This window comes from Microcoleus sp. Pol14D4 (genome assembly GCF_036701245.1).
Lineage (GTDB): Bacteria > Cyanobacteriota > Cyanobacteriia > Cyanobacteriales > Microcoleaceae > Microcoleus.
This window is the reverse complement of the sequence record NZ_JAUBQM010000040.1, coordinates 41,973-58,163: the sequence shown is the minus strand read 5'-3', so window position 1 is coordinate 58,163 and position 16,191 is coordinate 41,973. Positions and strand designations below refer to the sequence as shown.

14 protein-coding genes are annotated in these 16,191 nt (G+C 44.1%); 6 read left to right on the top strand and 8 right to left on the bottom strand.

All coding sequences use genetic code 11. The annotated features are described in order from the left end of the window. The first annotated feature begins 280 nt into the window (after positions 1–280). Positions 281–859, top strand: a complete 579-nt coding sequence (gene coaD / locus QUA33_RS15870; RefSeq protein WP_333094476.1) for a pantetheine-phosphate adenylyltransferase — start codon at positions 281–283, stop codon at positions 857–859. Further along, on the top strand, positions 742–1,428 hold the full coding sequence (locus QUA33_RS15865; protein WP_333149400.1) for a DivIVA domain-containing protein: 687 nt from the start codon (positions 742–744) through the stop codon (positions 1,426–1,428). Before coaD ends, QUA33_RS15865 begins: the two co-directional genes overlap by 118 nt. 1,300 nt (positions 1,429–2,728) lie before the next feature. Here QUA33_RS15865 and QUA33_RS15860 read toward each other — a convergent pair. Beyond that, positions 2,729–3,460 carry a TIGR04283 family arsenosugar biosynthesis glycosyltransferase gene (locus tag QUA33_RS15860; RefSeq protein ID WP_333149399.1) on the bottom strand — a complete coding sequence of 244 codons (732 nt, stop codon included), beginning with the start codon at positions 3,458–3,460 and terminating at the stop codon, positions 2,729–2,731. A 228-nt stretch (positions 3,461–3,688) separates the two neighbouring features. On the opposite strand from QUA33_RS15860, the gene ubiG reads away from it, so the two are divergent. Further along, the gene (gene ubiG / locus QUA33_RS15855; protein ID WP_333149398.1) at positions 3,689–4,534 is read left to right on the top strand and encodes a bifunctional 2-polyprenyl-6-hydroxyphenol methylase/3-demethylubiquinol 3-O-methyltransferase UbiG; all 846 of its coding nucleotides are present in this window, start codon (positions 3,689–3,691) and stop codon (positions 4,532–4,534) included. Between the two features lie 371 nt (positions 4,535–4,905). Continuing rightward, on the top strand, positions 4,906–5,814 hold the full coding sequence (locus QUA33_RS15850) for an alpha/beta hydrolase (RefSeq protein ID WP_333149397.1): 909 nt from the start codon (positions 4,906–4,908) through the stop codon (positions 5,812–5,814). An 81-nt stretch (positions 5,815–5,895) separates the two neighbouring features. Here QUA33_RS15850 and QUA33_RS15845 read toward each other — a convergent pair whose 3' ends face one another. The 6 genes from QUA33_RS15845 to QUA33_RS15820 all read right to left on the bottom strand — a co-directional run bounded on the left by QUA33_RS15845 (position 5,896) and on the right by QUA33_RS15820 (position 11,962). After that, complete coding sequence (locus QUA33_RS15845; protein WP_333067855.1) at positions 5,896–6,339, bottom strand: DUF4079 domain-containing protein; 444 nt, start codon at positions 6,337–6,339, stop codon at positions 5,896–5,898. A gap of 194 nt (positions 6,340–6,533) precedes the next feature. Then, positions 6,534–7,328 (bottom strand): WecB/TagA/CpsF family glycosyltransferase, encoded by a 795-nt coding sequence (locus QUA33_RS15840; protein ID WP_333149396.1) that lies wholly within the window; start codon positions 7,326–7,328, stop codon positions 6,534–6,536. Between the two features lie 442 nt (positions 7,329–7,770). Further along, on the bottom strand, positions 7,771–9,141 hold the full coding sequence (locus tag QUA33_RS15835; protein WP_333149395.1) for an O-antigen ligase domain-containing protein: 1,371 nt from the start codon (positions 9,139–9,141) through the stop codon (positions 7,771–7,773). Between the two features lie 129 nt (positions 9,142–9,270). Continuing rightward, positions 9,271–9,651, bottom strand: coding sequence for a glycosyltransferase (locus tag QUA33_RS15830; RefSeq protein WP_333149394.1), 381 nt, complete (start codon positions 9,649–9,651; stop codon positions 9,271–9,273). 37 nt (positions 9,652–9,688) lie between these two features. Continuing rightward, positions 9,689–10,318 (bottom strand): hypothetical protein, encoded by a 630-nt coding sequence (locus QUA33_RS15825; protein WP_333149393.1) that lies wholly within the window; start codon positions 10,316–10,318, stop codon positions 9,689–9,691. A gap of 504 nt (positions 10,319–10,822) precedes the next feature. Further along, positions 10,823–11,962, bottom strand: a complete 1,140-nt coding sequence (locus QUA33_RS15820; RefSeq protein ID WP_333094490.1) for a glycosyltransferase family 4 protein — start codon at positions 11,960–11,962, stop codon at positions 10,823–10,825. A 1,193-nt stretch (positions 11,963–13,155) separates the two neighbouring features. Between QUA33_RS15820 and QUA33_RS15815 the strand changes: the two genes are divergently transcribed. Next, on the top strand, positions 13,156–13,455 hold the full coding sequence (locus tag QUA33_RS15815; protein ID WP_333149392.1) for a hypothetical protein: 300 nt from the start codon (positions 13,156–13,158) through the stop codon (positions 13,453–13,455). Between the two features lie 71 nt (positions 13,456–13,526). On the opposite strand, the gene QUA33_RS15810 is transcribed toward QUA33_RS15815, so the two are convergent. After that, on the bottom strand, positions 13,527–14,207 hold the full coding sequence (locus tag QUA33_RS15810) for a CPBP family intramembrane glutamic endopeptidase (protein WP_333149391.1): 681 nt from the start codon (positions 14,205–14,207) through the stop codon (positions 13,527–13,529). A 376-nt stretch (positions 14,208–14,583) separates the two neighbouring features. On the opposite strand from QUA33_RS15810, the gene QUA33_RS15805 reads away from it, so the two are divergent. Continuing rightward, the gene (locus QUA33_RS15805) at positions 14,584–16,173 is read left to right on the top strand and encodes an Hsp70 family protein (RefSeq protein WP_333149390.1); all 1,590 of its coding nucleotides are present in this window, start codon (positions 14,584–14,586) and stop codon (positions 16,171–16,173) included. The last annotated feature ends 18 nt before the right edge of the window (positions 16,174–16,191 follow it).

The window sequence follows — 16,191 nt, the reverse complement described above, 5'->3', positions numbered from 1 at the left end:
GCCGGATGCAGTGAAAGCTGCACGTCCGCGTTCTGAAGGAGAGGTGTCCTGTGGTAACACAGGCATCGACTCTAATTAACTGAGAGGTGCCGGGGATAATACCTCCCATCGACTCAAACAGAAGGAAGAAGAAAGAGGGAAGAAGGAAGAACGAAGAAGGAAGAAGGAAGATTTTCCACATCTCCGGCTTTGCCACTCTCCCACTATCCCACTGCCCCAATCTACCCCGTCTCCCATTCCCCCACTCCTCCACTCTCCCCCACTTCATTGAGCCAAACTCGTGATTGCAATCTATCCAGGCAGCTTTGACCCCATTACCTTCGGTCACGCAGACATTATTGAGCGGGGATCTAAACTGTTTGATCGGGTAATTGTTACCGTAGTCAGAAACCCCAGCAAAACCCCTCTCTTCACCGTAGAGGAACGGATCGAGCAGATCCTGCGCTCTACCCAACACTTGCCAAACGTAGAAGTAGACAGTTTTGAAGGTTTGACAGTAAACTATGCTAAGATTCGACAAGCCAAAGTGCTGCTGCGGGGGCTCCGGGTATTAACAGATTTTGAAATGGAACTCCAGATGGCCCACACCAATAAAACCCTTCTGGGTGAAATTGAAACAGTTTTTTTGGCAACTTCTAACGAGTACAGCTTTTTAAGTAGTAGTGTAGTTAAAGAAATAGCCAAGTTTGGTGGCTCCGTAGATCATCTTGTTCCGAAACACGTCGCCCTAGATATTTACAAATGTTACGCCAGCAGGAACCCACTCGCATCGAACCCGACACTACCGGACGCGGCACTGAGAACGAACCCCCTCAGAACACAGCCGCCTTCGGAGACCCCACCCGAACCGCAGGAGTAGACATCCAGCGGGAATTGAATCGGCTTGAGGAAATTGTTCTCGACAGCCCGCGAATTCCCATGACCAGACGCACTCTGGTGGATGAAGAACAGTTGCTCGATCAGTTAGACTTGGTGAGGCTAAATTTGCCGATCGCTTTTCAGGAAGCCGAGACGATCATTCGGCACAAGGATGACTTGCTTCAAGAGGCGGAACTTTACGCTCAGGAAGTGATAGAAGCAGCAGAACAGAGAGCAGCAGAAATTTTAAACGATATGGGCCTGCTGCAGCAGGCGAAGATAGAGGCAGATCAGTTGCGGCAGCAAGTTTTGCTCGACTGTGAGGCAATACAGCAGGCCACGCTGGCGGAAGTCGAACAAATTCGCTACCAGGCTCAAGAGGAATTGGAAGAGATGAGAGTCAGGGCGATGGCTGAATGCGAGGAAATTCAAAACGGAGCCGACGATTATGCCGACCAAGTGCTGGATAATATCGAGCACAAGTTGAGCGATATGCTGCGCGTGATCCGCAACGGGCGCGATCAGTTGGATAGTGTTTCTACGTCGCACATCCATCACAACAACGGTTAGCCCACAGTGAACTCATTTCTTGAACATTTCTAAAAGTCTACCTAATTTAGGTAGATTTTTTTTTGCAATAGTCTCTATAGTCTTTATTCCTCAATTCGAGCACTCGCTGGCTTATTGTCGCTGAGATAAGTTTTGTGAACATAAAAGCAAATATAACATTTTATGATATCCTACTCATCAAACAAAAAATTCCTAATTTGATTCAAATTTTTACAGTCTAATTTTTACGATGAAAAAACTTTCTAATCGGTTCGCTGAATTTGATTAGATCAGAGCTTTGGCGATCGTCAGTGTGGTGATTACTCATGCTGGCTTCTTCGCCTTTGGCGATCGCAGCATTCAATTTGTCGCGATCGATACATTACAACTATTTGGCGTACCTGCATTTTAATGTTGAGCCGTTTTTTCTCACCAACAAACTGGAAAATCAAAATAATCCCGCACTGGTAGTCAAAAAAAAGACTGTCAAAAATTATACCCCCCTATCTGTTTTCGTCAAGAGCTTTCTACATCTTAAATGTTTTGGGGGAACTGCAAAAATTTGATTTACTGTCATTACTCACAGATATCCTGAGAGGCAAGGGTGAAGTTTCCCTATTACTTCATCGTTGTGATTGTTAAATGCTACGGCTGGTTGTGGCTTCTCGTGAAATTAAAATTTTTAGAACCCAGAAAACTTTTGGCTTTGGGATTAACAATTCAAACACTTTTTACAATATTCTTCTACTTAAGCGCTTTCAAATATATCGATACCTCTATCTTCGATCGAGCGCTGGCTGGATTTTTAGTTGGATTTAGCCATTTTCAACAAGTTTATTTTTGGGCGGTTCGTATGACATAATTCAACTCTCGAACGCAGAAAAATGCCAAACTTAGGAGCAACTATCCTCTTTTATGTAGCGAGCATTTGGGAATATTACCTGATAAGTGGAGTTAATTCTGAGGGATGGTTACTCCGCTCGTTTTTTTTTAATCTTCTCAAAGATACGCAATTTTGTTCGTATTGTCCGTCCTCGCATTTTCTAAGAGTATCGCAGTTCCCAGTAAATAGAGTATCTGGGTTAATCACAATATTGTCTGCTTATTCATTCCCTTTATATCTCCTCCTGGATTCGACGGTATTGAAATAGGTTTTGTTAGCGTTTTATAAGTTTATTAGCCTCGTATCTCCGCTGCTGAAGCTCGGCTTTTTAGTAACAGGTCATTTGTACGGTTGTTGGGCGATTATTTACCTGGTGCAGAAAGTTCTGCCCAAAAATTACAGCCTGTACATTCTGGGAATTTAATCTAATTTTTTGTTTTAGCGTATGTCTTCATAAAACTGCTTAAGATAGCGGGGAGAAACGCCAAAACCCCACAAAAAACCTATCGAAAGATAGATCGCAATTGCTTTAAATTCGCCCCAGTTTGCAACTCGCCGATCGCTACTTTCCACTACCCGATTGACTAACTTAAGTCTCCCCCGTCGCACTAGCTTCAAACACAAATCCGCTTCCTCCATAATTGGCAGCGCTGCATCGAAACCGGCGCATTCCCAAAAATCGGTACGGCGGCAAAAAATAACTTGGTCGCCAAACAGCAGGCGCAATCCTTTGAAAAATAAATGAGGTCGAAATAACAGTGGCGCGTAATAAGTTTTGAGGTAATTGTGGAGGGAAAAACCCCATCTTGTTTGCTGCGAACCAGCCATCAGGGAGATAAACCCGCCACCGGAAATTTCGGCATCGGACAATGTTTTCTGGATAACTGCTACAATGTCGTCTGGAACTAAAGTATCGGCGTGGAGAAAGCACAGAATTTCGCCGGTGGCGACAAGAGCACCTAAGTTCATTTGCAAGGAACGTCCGGCTGTAGTGCTAGAAATAACGCGGATGCCGGCCGAAAGTGCGATCGCCGCTGTGTCGTCTTGACTGCCGCCATCTACCACCAACACTTCCCAAGCGGGAGGATTAAGAATACTGAGTTGGCGGAGGGTGCGTTTCAGACAAGTCGCTTCGTTAAGGACTGGGATGATAATAGAAACGCGATCCATCTTGTTGAAATTTGTGCCAGAGCTATTATAATAAACAACTGTGGCGATTCACAACTAACGAAAAAATAGAACTTACGCGCGCGGATTCAGAAACCCAGTGTCTGCGTGCCAACTCGTCACGAAACTTCAGATTTTTCACAGAAATTGGTTTTTTGGCGTCAGTCCTATAAAATCATGCAAAAGTGCAATCGCCCTATATATTTTCCACTAATCAGGACTGAGAAAATCGTGCAGAAAACAGAAGTAAAAAATGATTTAGAATTTTATGATGAAAATGCCGATAATTGGTGGGACGAAAATGCTAAAATTTATGCCTTATACCATCTAAACAAACCCAGATTTGAGTTTTTCGACCGACACGCGACTAACTGGCAAGGGCTAAAAACCTTAGATGTCGGGTGCGGGGGCGGCTTTTCTTGCGAGTTTATGGCCGAGAGAGGCGCTATTGTTTCTGGAATAGATCGATCGGAGAAATGTATTGTAGCAGCTCAAGATCACGCAGTTACCAGCGGTTTTGATATTGACTACAGGCAAGGTTTTGCCGAAAATATGCCCTACGACGACAATACCTTTGATGTTGTAATCTGCGTGGATGTTTTGGAACACGTAGCCGATTACAAAAAAGTTGTGTCTGAGGTGCACAGGATTCTCAAGCCTGGGGGACTGTTCTTTTTTGATACAATTAACCGAACTTTTTCCTCGCAAATTGTGATGATTGGACTGATGGAAAATACATTGCAGGAAATCAAGCGGGGCGTTCACGATTGGGAAAAATTTATTACGCCGGATGAACTGTCTGTGGTAATGCAAGATATTGGTTTTGGCAAGATTGAAATTAAAGGTTTTGATATGTTTGGAGAAATGGGCGCTATGTTAGCCGCAATGCACGGGTTTTGGGAAGATTTTACACGCGGCAAGCAGGTGTTTCCTTCGGCGGCTATTTTTAAACAAATATCTCAAACTCTAACATCGAATCTAGCTAACTATATGGATTACAAAAAGTCTGGGTTGTTTAAAATCAAAATTAATGAAGATCGGTCGATTATGTATGTTGGCGTTGGGGCGAAGAATTAATCAGTTAATTGTTAACTTTTGCCATTCGGGGCGAGGTGGAGACGGATTTTTGCGATCGACAAATCCGTCTCCAACCCCCCTCTATTCCATTTTTGAGGGTATGCACGCAGCGGTAAACCTTATGCTGTTGAGTGCAATACACATATTTCGTAGGCACGAGGCCGTATCCTTACTATATTGCGGGCAATTGAGAATTGCTATATTGGCGATCGCACGACAAACCTAAGCCGGGGCTGAGGGATACTGAGTATCGATCGAATTTTAATGACTCGCCCGAACTCCTGAAATAGCGATCGAGCAAGCATATATACTTAAATGTTGGGGCGAACACAGTGGCATCGCCCCTACCGATTCACAATTTATCAAGAATTATGCCAGCAAGTTTTCTGCCAAAATCGATCGCACAACTCACAGAATCTACCTCAATTGCTTTAGCCCAAAGCATTCAACGGGAGGCAATTACTACTCCCCTATCTTCTGAGCCAATTGCCACAACCTACGTGCGCCAAGGCAGCGCAAACACACCAATTTTACTACTTCACGGCTTCGACAGTTCCTTGTTTGAATTCCGCCGCCTGTTGCCGCTGCTAGCTGCTGAAAATGAAACTTGGGCGGTTGATTTGTTGGGTTTCGGCTTTACAGAAAGATCGGCTGGTTTGGCATTCAGCGCGAGGGCAATTGAAAGTCACCTTTACTATTTTTGGAAAACGCTAATTTCGCGGCCTGTAATCTTAGTCGGGGCTTCAATGGGAGGTGCAGCCGCAATTGATTTCACTCTCAATTATCCCGAAGCTGTGAAACAATTAGTGTTAATAGATAGCGCAGGTTTTGCCATCAGTTCTAATAAGGGAAAGTTTTTAATTCCTCCTTTAGGGTATCTGGCTACTTCATTTTTACGCAATCCCAAAATTCGCCAGCGAATTAGCGTCAATGCTTATTTCGATAAAAATTTGGCTTCTCAAGACGCTCAAACTTGTGCTGCTTTGCACTTGGAAATGCCCAACTGGAATCAAGCTTTAATTGCGTTTACCAAAAGCGGCGGTTACGGAGGTTTTGGGGAAAAATTATCGCAAATTCAGCAGCAGACTCTGATTTTGTGGGGAAAGCAAGACCGGATTTTGGGGACGGCGGATGCGGAAAAGTTTGCAAGGGCGATCGCCAATTCTCAACTAATCTGGATACCCGACTGCGGGCACGTTCCCCACTTAGAAAAGCCACAGACTACCGCGCAGCATATTTTAGAATTCATCACCCAAAGCGGACTCACGCAAAAAAATTAAACCTAGGGTGCGCGGCGGCGCACCTTACATATATGTTTTCCCTCGAACAGTTGGTATAGTTTTAGGTCAAACAGACAGGTTTCAAACTTTCGGCAAATACTTTTGTACGATCGTCCATCCTGTGAGCAACACAGTCACAAATCCCCCAAACAAAGCCAAATTAGTGCCGATGTGGAGGGGACGCGCCCAAGGATGTTTAGGACCAATTTGCAGCCCGCTTCCAACAGAAACCAACACCAAAGCCACAACAGCTAACCCGGCAGGTAAATGAGCCGAGTGACCCAAATTGCCGTAGTATCCTAGCGTACCGACTACACCAATTCCCAGCAGTAAAATTACCAAAGTCGCCATCCCCGCACCAGTGGCTAAATGAAAGGGACGCAGCCATTTTGGGCGCGGTTGTTTGGTACTCCTAGCGGCAAACATCCACGTTCCAGTAACGGCCAGCAACAGATAAGCCAACAGGGAAACACCCATTGACCAAGCCGCTATTTTCCACAACCACAAGAAAGAAGGCAGATTCATCGGTTGCATCCCTAATTAGGATTTTCCACAAAAGGTTTCTTTCCGATTTTACCTGGATTTGAAAGCAAAAATGAATTATTTTGAGATAAAGTGCGATCGGACTATCCACAGATGGTATCAGTCTTGCGTGGAAGTCAAACGCACTTTCTCTGATACTCAGCTTAATTTACGCTAGAGATTTGTCGCTGCCATTTTTAGGAGCCACCTTCCCATTTTAGATTTGTGGTTTTGCTGTCCATGAAAGGCATTTTATAAAACCCTAATTTTTGTTCTAAGATTAATCGGAAAAAAGGCAAACCTTCAATCAAATATCTTTTCCACAACCTTCTCGGTTCACTTAACAGTCGGTACGCCCATTCTATGCCGACTTCGCTCATCCATTTGGGAGCTCTTGCTTTGCAACCAGCTTCAAAATCAATGGTTGCACCTACGGCTAAGAATATTTTGACGTGTGTTAATTTGCTCTTGTATTTAATCAACCACTTCTCTTGCTTGGGAGCTCCCACTCCTATGGCGAGAACTGTAGCTCCTGATTTATTTATCTGGTCAATTATTTTTTCACATTCTTCTTCATTTTTTTCAAAGCCAAAAGAAGGAGAAAGTGCTTCAACTACTATTTCTCTCCCAATCTTTTGGTTAATTTTTTCTTGGGCTTTCTTAGCTATACCTTCAGCGGCTCCTAGCAAAAATATTTTAATCTTCTCGTTATCTTTGTGATACATATAAAATGCCGGAAACAAATCCGAACCAGAAATTTTTTCTTTGAGAGGAGTACCCAAAAACCTGGAGGCATACATCAATATTTGACTGTCGCAGACTCTATAAGTAGATGTATTGTAAGCTTCATAGAAGTCGCGGTCATACTGCAACTTAATCAAGTGGTCTACATTGGGTGTAAATACGACACCACCTTCGCAGTCGAGTTTTTCAAACAACTCTGTGATTGACAAGTTATCTATCGAGACATTCAATAAATTAACTGTTTTCATTTATGATGCCCTTCCCGCTTTATATTAAACTACAACTCAAACTATTATCACCCACAATACAGTTTCGTGTTTTAACTACTTGGGTGCTTCAGCGAACATACTTTTATCAGTATATCCTCCTACACCCTGCCTGTCTAGTGAGTATGTTTAAAGATTATGTAAAGAATCAGCTCGTTTTAGAAAAAGTGTATAAAGCCCAGTTTCTAAGTTTATAACTCGCAACACAGTTTCAAGAAAAAAGCCATCCCCTGCTAATACTTGTTGAAGCATTGCAAATGAATGTAAAAAATAGTTTATGAGATTAAAATTTTAACCTAGTGAGAATTATGTCGCAACTTCTGAACTGGATTTCATCCAAAAGTGGTAGATTTTTTAGTTGTTGTCTCCAGGAATGGCAAGATAGTGTCAAGCTTAAAGTGAAGCAGCGTCCCATTTCCGAAAATCAGGATGATTTTTGGTGAACCAGCGACTGTCTTCTTGCTGGGGAACTGGTTTTCTTGGCCTTAAGACTTTCTGGAGCTTTTAAGACCAGACCTGATATTCCTCCTGCAATCAGCGCAAAAATCGGGTTAGTCATAGCATTCAAAACACAGTCAAACACGTACATAGTTAAGGCTATTCCCAGGGTGGCTGCAGGTGCCACTTTGGGATTAGACCAGGTTCTGGCGGGATATTTGAACAAGGAAAAGACGATAACAGGAAGTAACAAGGAAGAAAATAAACTAACCAAACCGACTGCACCGTTGACGCCAAATGCAATAATCCATAAGCTGTCGGTAACTGAGACATCATCACCGTATTCGTTATACACGCGGTTACCCCCCGAATCTCCCCAGCCAAACATAAATCTTTGCCGCGCCTTTTCCCCCAATATCTCTTCATTGTCAAATCTAAACTTCAAAGAGGCAGCTCGTTCTTCGCCAAATACTTGATTGATGAATCCAATCACGTCTTTGCTCGAGAATTGACCCGATGCAGCCACATACAGATAAAACACTATATATCCAATTATAAATAGCAATGGCAAAGAGGTGCGAAAAAACTTTGCAGAGTATAATACTAGCAACGCCATTACAAATAAACTGTAGGCGCCTGTTGAACGGCACAGGAAAAAAGCGATAGTTAATATAATTGCTAAAGTCTTGATGTTACGGCCCATAAACTTTTTAAGCGTCCCAGTTTGCCACAGCCAAACAGCAATTAAGGCGGCTGTCATCATCCACAGGCCCACCATCAAACCGTGCTGCATAAACACTACTGGTCTCCACCCCCCCAAACGCCTTGCTTGACCCCAGTCGTCAAAGGCATTGACGCCGTAAATCATTTGGTGGAGAATCGGGCCCCTAACTCCTTCAACTAAAGTAAAAGGAATGTAGGCTAACCCACCTGCAAAAATTCCGATCGCCAATTGTCGCAGCCCGTCTAAATTGCCCACATACAAGCGTCCTAAAAAATAAGGCAGACCCCAAGTAACGATTTGGTTAATAGTCGGAGAAATGGGGCTGCCACCATTACTAACTTGTGAAAAAATTGGACACAAACAGTAAATTACCATTGGCACGTCCAGCCAACCGGGCTTAAAAGATGTGAGGCGCGCCGTATCGTAGATCAGAGTCCCCAGCAAAATGCCGTAGCAAGCTGCGGAGATTTTGGTATACGGTGGCAATGAAGGGATTGGATAAGAAGCTTGCGGCAAAAACAGCCACGCTGCTACAAAACTTATAATTACTGCCCGTTGAGCCGGAAACCTCACAAACAGGTAAAAAACGACTGGAATAAAGCCGAACATAGCAAGTGGGATTAATGCAACCATAGGTATTTTTTGGCAGTAAAATTATAGAAAGACAACTCACATTGCCCGATAAAAATTCTCGTTTAAACGATCGCCCCACCCCAATCTTTTACATCAACCTCAATTTTACGTCTTGTTCGTTAATTGTGCCTAAAGTTCCAAAGCAGTGTACAGTGCCGCCTCGAAGAGATTAGTTGCATCCTCCCAAGTATAATTTATCACCCTTTCCAAAGCAGTCTCGGACATTGCGCGCCATTCGGCATCAGACAACTGACAAATCTGCTCGATCGCTTTTGCCGTATTCTCTGGATCTTCTGGCTTGAGAAGTATGCCACCCCCCCCAGCAAGTAGTTCCGGAGCCACACCAGAAGCAGTGCCAGTCACTGAAGTGCCGCAAGCCATAGCTTCTAAAATTGGCAAGCCGAAGCCTTCGGATCTGCTGGAAAACACCCAAGCATCGCATTTGCTGTAAAAATCTGTTAGTTGGTCTTGAGTAGGTTCTTTATTATACTCATTACCCTCATGCAGCAAATTGGGATTAGAACTATCGTGGCCGGAACAAATGCAACTAAACGAACGTTAGGAATTTTTTAGCAGCTAGAGAGAAAGCTTTGAGGGCAAGATCGCAGCCTTTCCAAGGAGTTGTATTAAAGTACAGCTCGACTGTGGGAACTAATTGCTTGCCTCGGGGCTGCTTCCCTCGCGACAGGGGGTTGTAAAACTGTTTGGTGTCCACCGTAGAAGGGACAAGAGATACAGACAACTCGCCGTATTCATTCCGAGCTATGTCGGCCAGCCACTGGGCCACAGCGATTTTGTGCATCGGCAGCCGCCAACTTGCCTCTACTCGACCTTTTGGTACGTAGTCAAAAGCCTCATAATGTTGCAAAAAATATACTTTCGTTCCTTTCCTGGGAGAGAGTTTTGCCACCCACTCGGCAGTTTCCCACCAAGTAGCCGTGACAATATCGGCATCAGGTACGTCAAGGTCAGTAATTGGACGGTTGGTTTCGATAACTCGACTTTCGACATCCACCTTGTCAAAGTTAGACTTTTGTGTTTTAGGAGCGGACTGCCAACCCCTACCCCTCAGCAGCGATCGCAATTGTTGAATTAAAGCCGGCTGTGGCAGGGGCATAGAGACAATAAATATTTTGTATCCTCTCTTGTGCAGCAGTTTTGTGTAGATAGATAACACCCTCATCCCACCTTTAAGACTAAGGGTAGGCAGGACAAAAGTAACTTTGCTGAATAGATGCTGAAGATTGATACTGGTTAAAACTCCTCCTTATCCTTAAAGCAAGTTGGCACTTACCAGCCTTTGCTTGGCTTTTCTGCGGGGTGCGGATCTGTGTTGGAGGCGATCGTAACTCGATAGTCGAGCCGATCGATCTTACTTTGTCGTCAGGGACTTTTCCCAATTACAAATTGGCAGATGTGTGACGACTAGACAAGTTTAACCTGTAACGGAGCCAGCCTTAAAACCTCCTTTGCACTCTTTTTCAGATTTTGGCAGATCAATTTATAACCAATATTCCTTCCTCCCTGCGCTCAGAATTCGTGTCGAGACTGCTGCGTAGAAAACAGGACACGGGCAATTTATTTTACTTGTGGCAGAAGCACTCCACCAAAGGATATTGAGTTTCTGCCCAGAAATCCGGCGCCGAAAACGCGGGTAGCGCCGAATTTCAAATTGCAGCAGTTAGCCAACCGGAATTTTTCCATAGGGAGAAAACGAAACTATCTTAACGTCGCGCTGTTTAGATTTGTCTATAGCAACTTTCAAGCCGGCTTCAAAATGATCCGTGGCATCTTCCCACGTATAATTGTTCACCTTGGCATAGGCTGCTTCAGACATGGCTTGCCACTTGGAATTTCGCAACTGACAGATAGACTCTATGGCTTTTGCCATTTCTTGGGGATCTTCAGGTCTTACAAGTATGCCAGTACCCCCGCTCAAAATTTCAGGAGCAGCGCCTGCTGGGGTACTGATGACGGGAGTGCGGCACGCCATCGCTTCGATAATAGGCAAGCCGAAGCCTTCTGAGCGGCTCGCCAGCAGCCATGCATCGCATTTGCTGTAATAGTCTTTGATTTTGTCTTGGTCGGGTTGAATTACATACTCGGCATTTGCCGGTAGCGGCAATTCCGGGGATGGGGCCTCTGTACCGAAGGCAACCAGACGCAGGTTGGGGATCTTTTCTGCCGCTAGGGAAAAAGCTTTGAGGGCGATGTCAGTTCCTTTCCAGTAGACTGTAGAGTACATTAGACCAACTGTAGGAACCGATTGTTTGTTGCGAGGACAGGCGTAAAATTGCTTCGTGTCCACCGTAGGAGGAGCTAAGGAAACTTGACGATCGCCATATTTAGTCCTAGCTAGCTCAACTAACCACTCAGAAATCGTAATTTTGTGCATGGGCAGCATCCAAGTTGCTTCTACTCTTCCTTGAGGTAGATAGTCAAAAATTTCGTGGTGCTGGATAAAATAAGCTTTTGCTCCTTTGCTAGGAGATAGTTTAGCTACCCACTCGGCGGTTTCCCACCAGGTGGCCACTACTACATCAGCGTCAGGTACATCTTTATCTTCTACCGGGCGGTAGCGATCGGTAATTTTGTGTTCTACACCTAAGTTATCGAAAAATGAGGGTTCGTTTTCTGGTGGAGAAATCCAACCCCGTCCCCGCAGCAGCGACTTGACTTGCTGGCGCATACTCGGCTGGGGAGGGGGTACAGAGATGACGAACACGGAGTGTCCTCGCTTTCTCAAAAGTTCTGCGAAAATAGATATTACTCGTATTCCACCAGTTAGAGACAGAGTAGGAAGAACAAAGGTGATTTTCATTTTTAAGTCCCGCTTAAGACTTGGAATCGCATTCGGCACTGCTACCAGCACTGATGTTAGAGCCCAAAAGGAAAGAGGGGCGGGTGAATATTAATTACCGCTTTCCTGGTGTTTACATAGAATCCAACCGACCGACTGTTCGCAACACCCCAATATCTATCTGCCAAAACTTCACTGTCGTTGCATTGATAATAAAGATTGATGCGATCGCGAAACAGTTCCTAGAGGGATAATTTGCAGGTAAGCGAAATTTCCTACTATAGATAGATACCTCATGAAATAGTAGCTTTTTTCGCGACAAGCACCAAGCTAGACAACACCGTATGTTAAAGATTACATCATTGAGTCTCAAACAGACAAGGATGTACGGTAAACCGAATATCACCCCAATTTTAAGATGGAATAAAGGTAGCATTTGCAACAATATTCAGTAGGTTGACATCGCCTTTGGCAAAATTTTATACTTAATTAAAGAGGGAGATTCTTACCTCGAGAATTTTGAGTCCTCCATCGCTGGAATAGATATAAACATCCATCGGTAGCTGGGATTTTTGGGTAACAGTCCTTTAGGTATTGCTTGACACAATATCCTATTTTGTCAGGATTCAGACATGGTAGTTTTCTCAGATACCAGCAGGGGCGCGATCGCGCGAATCACCGTCGTGGACGTGCGAATGAGGAAATCAAGCCTGTTTTTCAAGCGATATCTCTCGCCCTCACTTGTCGTATGTTCGTGTAAAAACCCGGTTGATGCGTCCACTGTTTGAAAAAATAGGTTTCCCAATCGTGCTACAGAACATAGAGTTTCACGGATATAAATTTAATTAGCTGCCTTAGTTTTAAATTTGTGAATAAAAGGCGATCGCCTGAAAAATTTCCCAAAAGAGACTGCCACTGCGGGGCAGAGTATATGTAGCGTTACTGCCCAATTCCTGTCTAAGTAATTACCGTAACAATAATTCAGCAGCCAATTATCAAATGACCCTATAAAGATCAAAGGAATACTCAAAGTAGATCGGCCTATATCGTGCAAACCTTGACTCCTAAGCAGTAGCAGCAACTTCGTGGTATTTATCAAACGATTTCGCGTACAAAAAATTTCATGTTATGAAAGCATCATTTTTCCTAAGTTTGCAATTCCGGATGACAATCGGTGTGCTCTTGGGGGCTCGGCCACCGATGCTGATAGCGATATGTTGGCCAGTTTTCATGCAGCTAAAATTATGCGATCGCCAGCAAAACAAAACTTTGAACTTAAATCAGATACCTTAACGGAAAGCATCTGCCCGTGGGAAGATATGAACGTTCGATTATTGCACAGCATCAGTCAAGAACCCAGTACAATCAGCATGAATGCCAGCAAACAGTTGTCGCTGCTAGTTGGCATGAAGCGCAGCTACAGCCACAAATACCTTGCAAAAGCTTACAATTTATCAGGGTGTACGATCGCCTGCGGTAGTGGCACGCCGTCCGGATCGTGGGGGAGAGATTAATCTGGAGAGTAAGTTGGGCAAAACGTCAAATTTTACTGTACAATTGCCAGGAATAGTCGCTGAAAAAGCAGCTAGTTAAAGAGGATTTTCCAACCAATACTTGCTAGGGCTAAATCTGCGATCGCGTGGCTGATATAACTAGGCCAAAGCGAACGGTAAGTTAGATAAGACTGAGACCAAATTATCCCGGCGGTGAATACAGCTAAAGAACCTAAAATCACAGCCTGCCAGTCGCTGTAAGCTGCTATTACAAAAATGTGGTGGATCGTGAAAAATAGCGAACTCAGAAATATTGCTTTTGTTCCCGGTATGAGAATCTGGCACTTGTTGCAGACAAACCACCGCCAAGTAAATTCTTCAATCAGCGAGTTAACAAGCACAAAATATGCTTCTACAATCAAGTAAATGTTACGGCTGGTAATACCTAATTGGTGCGCTTTTTCTTTGGCAACTACAGGATCGATCCACTGCTGCCCAAAGAGGCTATAGATACCCACAATCACCGCCAACATGAATATTCCCCAAATAGATCCAGCCAGCAATTCTTGGCGCTTGGGTAGGGAGAAACTCAGCTTTTTGCGATCGACAAAAACAGACCACGCGATCGGAAAAATCAGCAACCAAACTTGACACAAGACTGACAGTGTTTGCCCCCAGCTTTCCGGGGCAATATACAAGCCTGCTATGATACCAATACTAGCAGCAGGGACAAGTAGTGTTAGAGCCAATAGTGCTTTTTTGCGATCGCCCATATCCAGCATTTTTCACGCTTCATTGGAAAATTGGATTAAGATCAAAGGTAAAATCTTGGTCACTGCAGACAGGCGCTACCACTTTCAAAAAACCAGGTAACTGTAGTGCCGCGATCCAAACCTTTATGCAGTCATTTATTCTCCATTTTTCAATCTAAAATTTAAAATGGTATGAGTTTTGTGCCGCTTATAAAAGTGGTGCTTATTTGTGGAGTTGAAAAATATACAGTTACATAAAATTGAAGACTCCGCCGTTAAAGAAGTTTTTGTGGCAAAAAAGTCTTTATTCAAACACAATTTGATAATCTGTTGGCATTGGTGACTCGAAATACCATAATATGATTAAATCCCCCTAGTAGCTGTGTATTTTGGCTGAATGACGATCGCAATTGATTTTGGAACTAGCAACACCGTCGTCGCTCGCTGGAATCAAGTCCTCCAGCAGCCCGAAACTTTGAAATTACCGGGATTGTCGGCAATCTCGGCTCAAAATCCGCCCCTCATTCCTAGTTTACTCTACGTTGAGGACGCTGCTCAAAGTAAAGTCTTACTCGGTCAGCAAGTCCGCGATAAAGGCCGGGATTTGAGTGGAGATTCTCGGTTTTTTCGCAATTTTAAGCGGGGAATTGGCACTTCAGTTCAGGGTTTTGTGCCGGAACTTGACGGGCAAATTATTACTTTTGAACAAGTAGGTGAGTGGTATTTGAGTCAAATTGTTAATTCAATTCGCCAACTGCCTTTGCCGATCGATTCTTTGATTTTTACTGTGCCGGTAGATAGTTTTGAAGCTTACCGCCATTGGTTGGGCAAAGTGTCTCAATCTCTGGAAGTAGAACAGGTGCGGATGTTGGACGAACCTACGGCGGCTGCTTTGGGTTACGGTTTAGCCGATCGCGAAAATCTGTTAGTCATTGATTTCGGCGGCGGAACTCTAGACCTTTCTTTGGTGCGTTTGGACGCTTCCTCCGACAAAAAGCCCCTCGGTTTTATTCTTAAGTGGGGCGAAAAGCTATTAGCTGAATCTTCAGCGCAAAAAACAAAAGTTGCCCGGGTTTTGGCTAAAGCAGGACAAAATTTAGGCGGTTCTGATATTGATAATTGGCTGGTTGACTATTTTGTTCAAACAAAAGGGCTGGCAAAATCTCCGATTACAACGAGATTGGCAGAACGGTTAAAGATTCAATTGTCTTTGGTGAATCAGGCAGTTGAGGTTTATTTTGATGACGAAAATTTTGAGAGTTACGAATTAGAATTAGATAGATCTCGTTTTGAATCTATCCTCGCTGAACATCAGTTTTTTGACAAACTAGACGAGTGCATGAATCAAGTATTGCAGCAAGCGCGGCGCCAAGGCTTAGAAATTGGCGATATCGATGCAGTTTTGCTAGTTGGCGGTACTGTACAAATTCCCGCTGTCGGGCGTTGGGTGCAGCAATATTTCGATCTCGCAAAAATTCGCTGCGACAAACCCTTTGAAGCGATCGCCCAAGGTGCTCTGCAACTGAGTCAAGGCATAGAAATCAAAGATTTTCTCTATCACAGTTACGGAATTCGCTACTGGAACCGCCGCGACAATTGCCACAGTTGGCACAGTTTAATCAAATCCGGCCAGTCTTATCCGATGAGCGAACCGGTAGAGTTAGTCTTGGGGGCTTCTTTAGAAAGTCAGCCAAGTATAGAATTAATTATCGGCGAATTGGGAGCGGAAACTGGCGGCACGGAGATATATTTTGACGGCGACAGGCTAATTACTCGCCAACTCGCGGGCCAAACATCGGTACAGCCCTTAAATGATAAAGAAGGAGCACGCAGCATCGCGCAATTGACGCCGCCTGGGTATCCGGGGAGCGATCGCATCAAAATCTTTTTCCGCGTTGACGAACAGCGCTTTTTGCGAATTACCGTGGAAGATTTGCTGACAAATGAAACTTTGTTAGAGGATAAACCCGTGGTGCAGCTAAGTTAAGAATAGGTTTTACAGGTA

What these genes read in the sequence shown, in the direction of transcription:
- QUA33_RS15850 (WP_333149397.1), top strand. Translation starts at nt 4,906, where the DNA reads ATGCCAGCAAGTTTTCTGCCAAAATCGATCGCACAACTCACAGAATCT.
- QUA33_RS15815 (WP_333149392.1), top strand. Translation starts at nt 13,156, where the DNA reads ATGTTGGCCAGTTTTCATGCAGCTAAAATTATGCGATCGCCAGCAAAA.
- QUA33_RS15810 (WP_333149391.1), bottom strand. Translation starts at nt 14,207, where the DNA reads ATGGGCGATCGCAAAAAAGCACTATTGGCTCTAACACTACTTGTCCCT.
- QUA33_RS15840 (WP_333149396.1), bottom strand. Translation starts at nt 7,328, where the DNA reads ATGAAAACAGTTAATTTATTGAATGTCTCGATAGATAACTTGTCAATC.
- QUA33_RS15820 (WP_333094490.1), bottom strand. Translation starts at nt 11,962, where the DNA reads ATGAAAATCACCTTTGTTCTTCCTACTCTGTCTCTAACTGGTGGAATA.
- QUA33_RS15845 (WP_333067855.1), bottom strand. Translation starts at nt 6,339, where the DNA reads ATGAATCTGCCTTCTTTCTTGTGGTTGTGGAAAATAGCGGCTTGGTCA.
- QUA33_RS15805 (WP_333149390.1), top strand. Translation starts at nt 14,584, where the DNA reads ATGACGATCGCAATTGATTTTGGAACTAGCAACACCGTCGTCGCTCGC.
- QUA33_RS15860 (WP_333149399.1), bottom strand. Translation starts at nt 3,460, where the DNA reads ATGGATCGCGTTTCTATTATCATCCCAGTCCTTAACGAAGCGACTTGT.
- QUA33_RS15865 (WP_333149400.1), top strand. Translation starts at nt 742, where the DNA reads ATGTTACGCCAGCAGGAACCCACTCGCATCGAACCCGACACTACCGGA.
- QUA33_RS15835 (WP_333149395.1), bottom strand. Translation starts at nt 9,141, where the DNA reads ATGGTTGCATTAATCCCACTTGCTATGTTCGGCTTTATTCCAGTCGTT.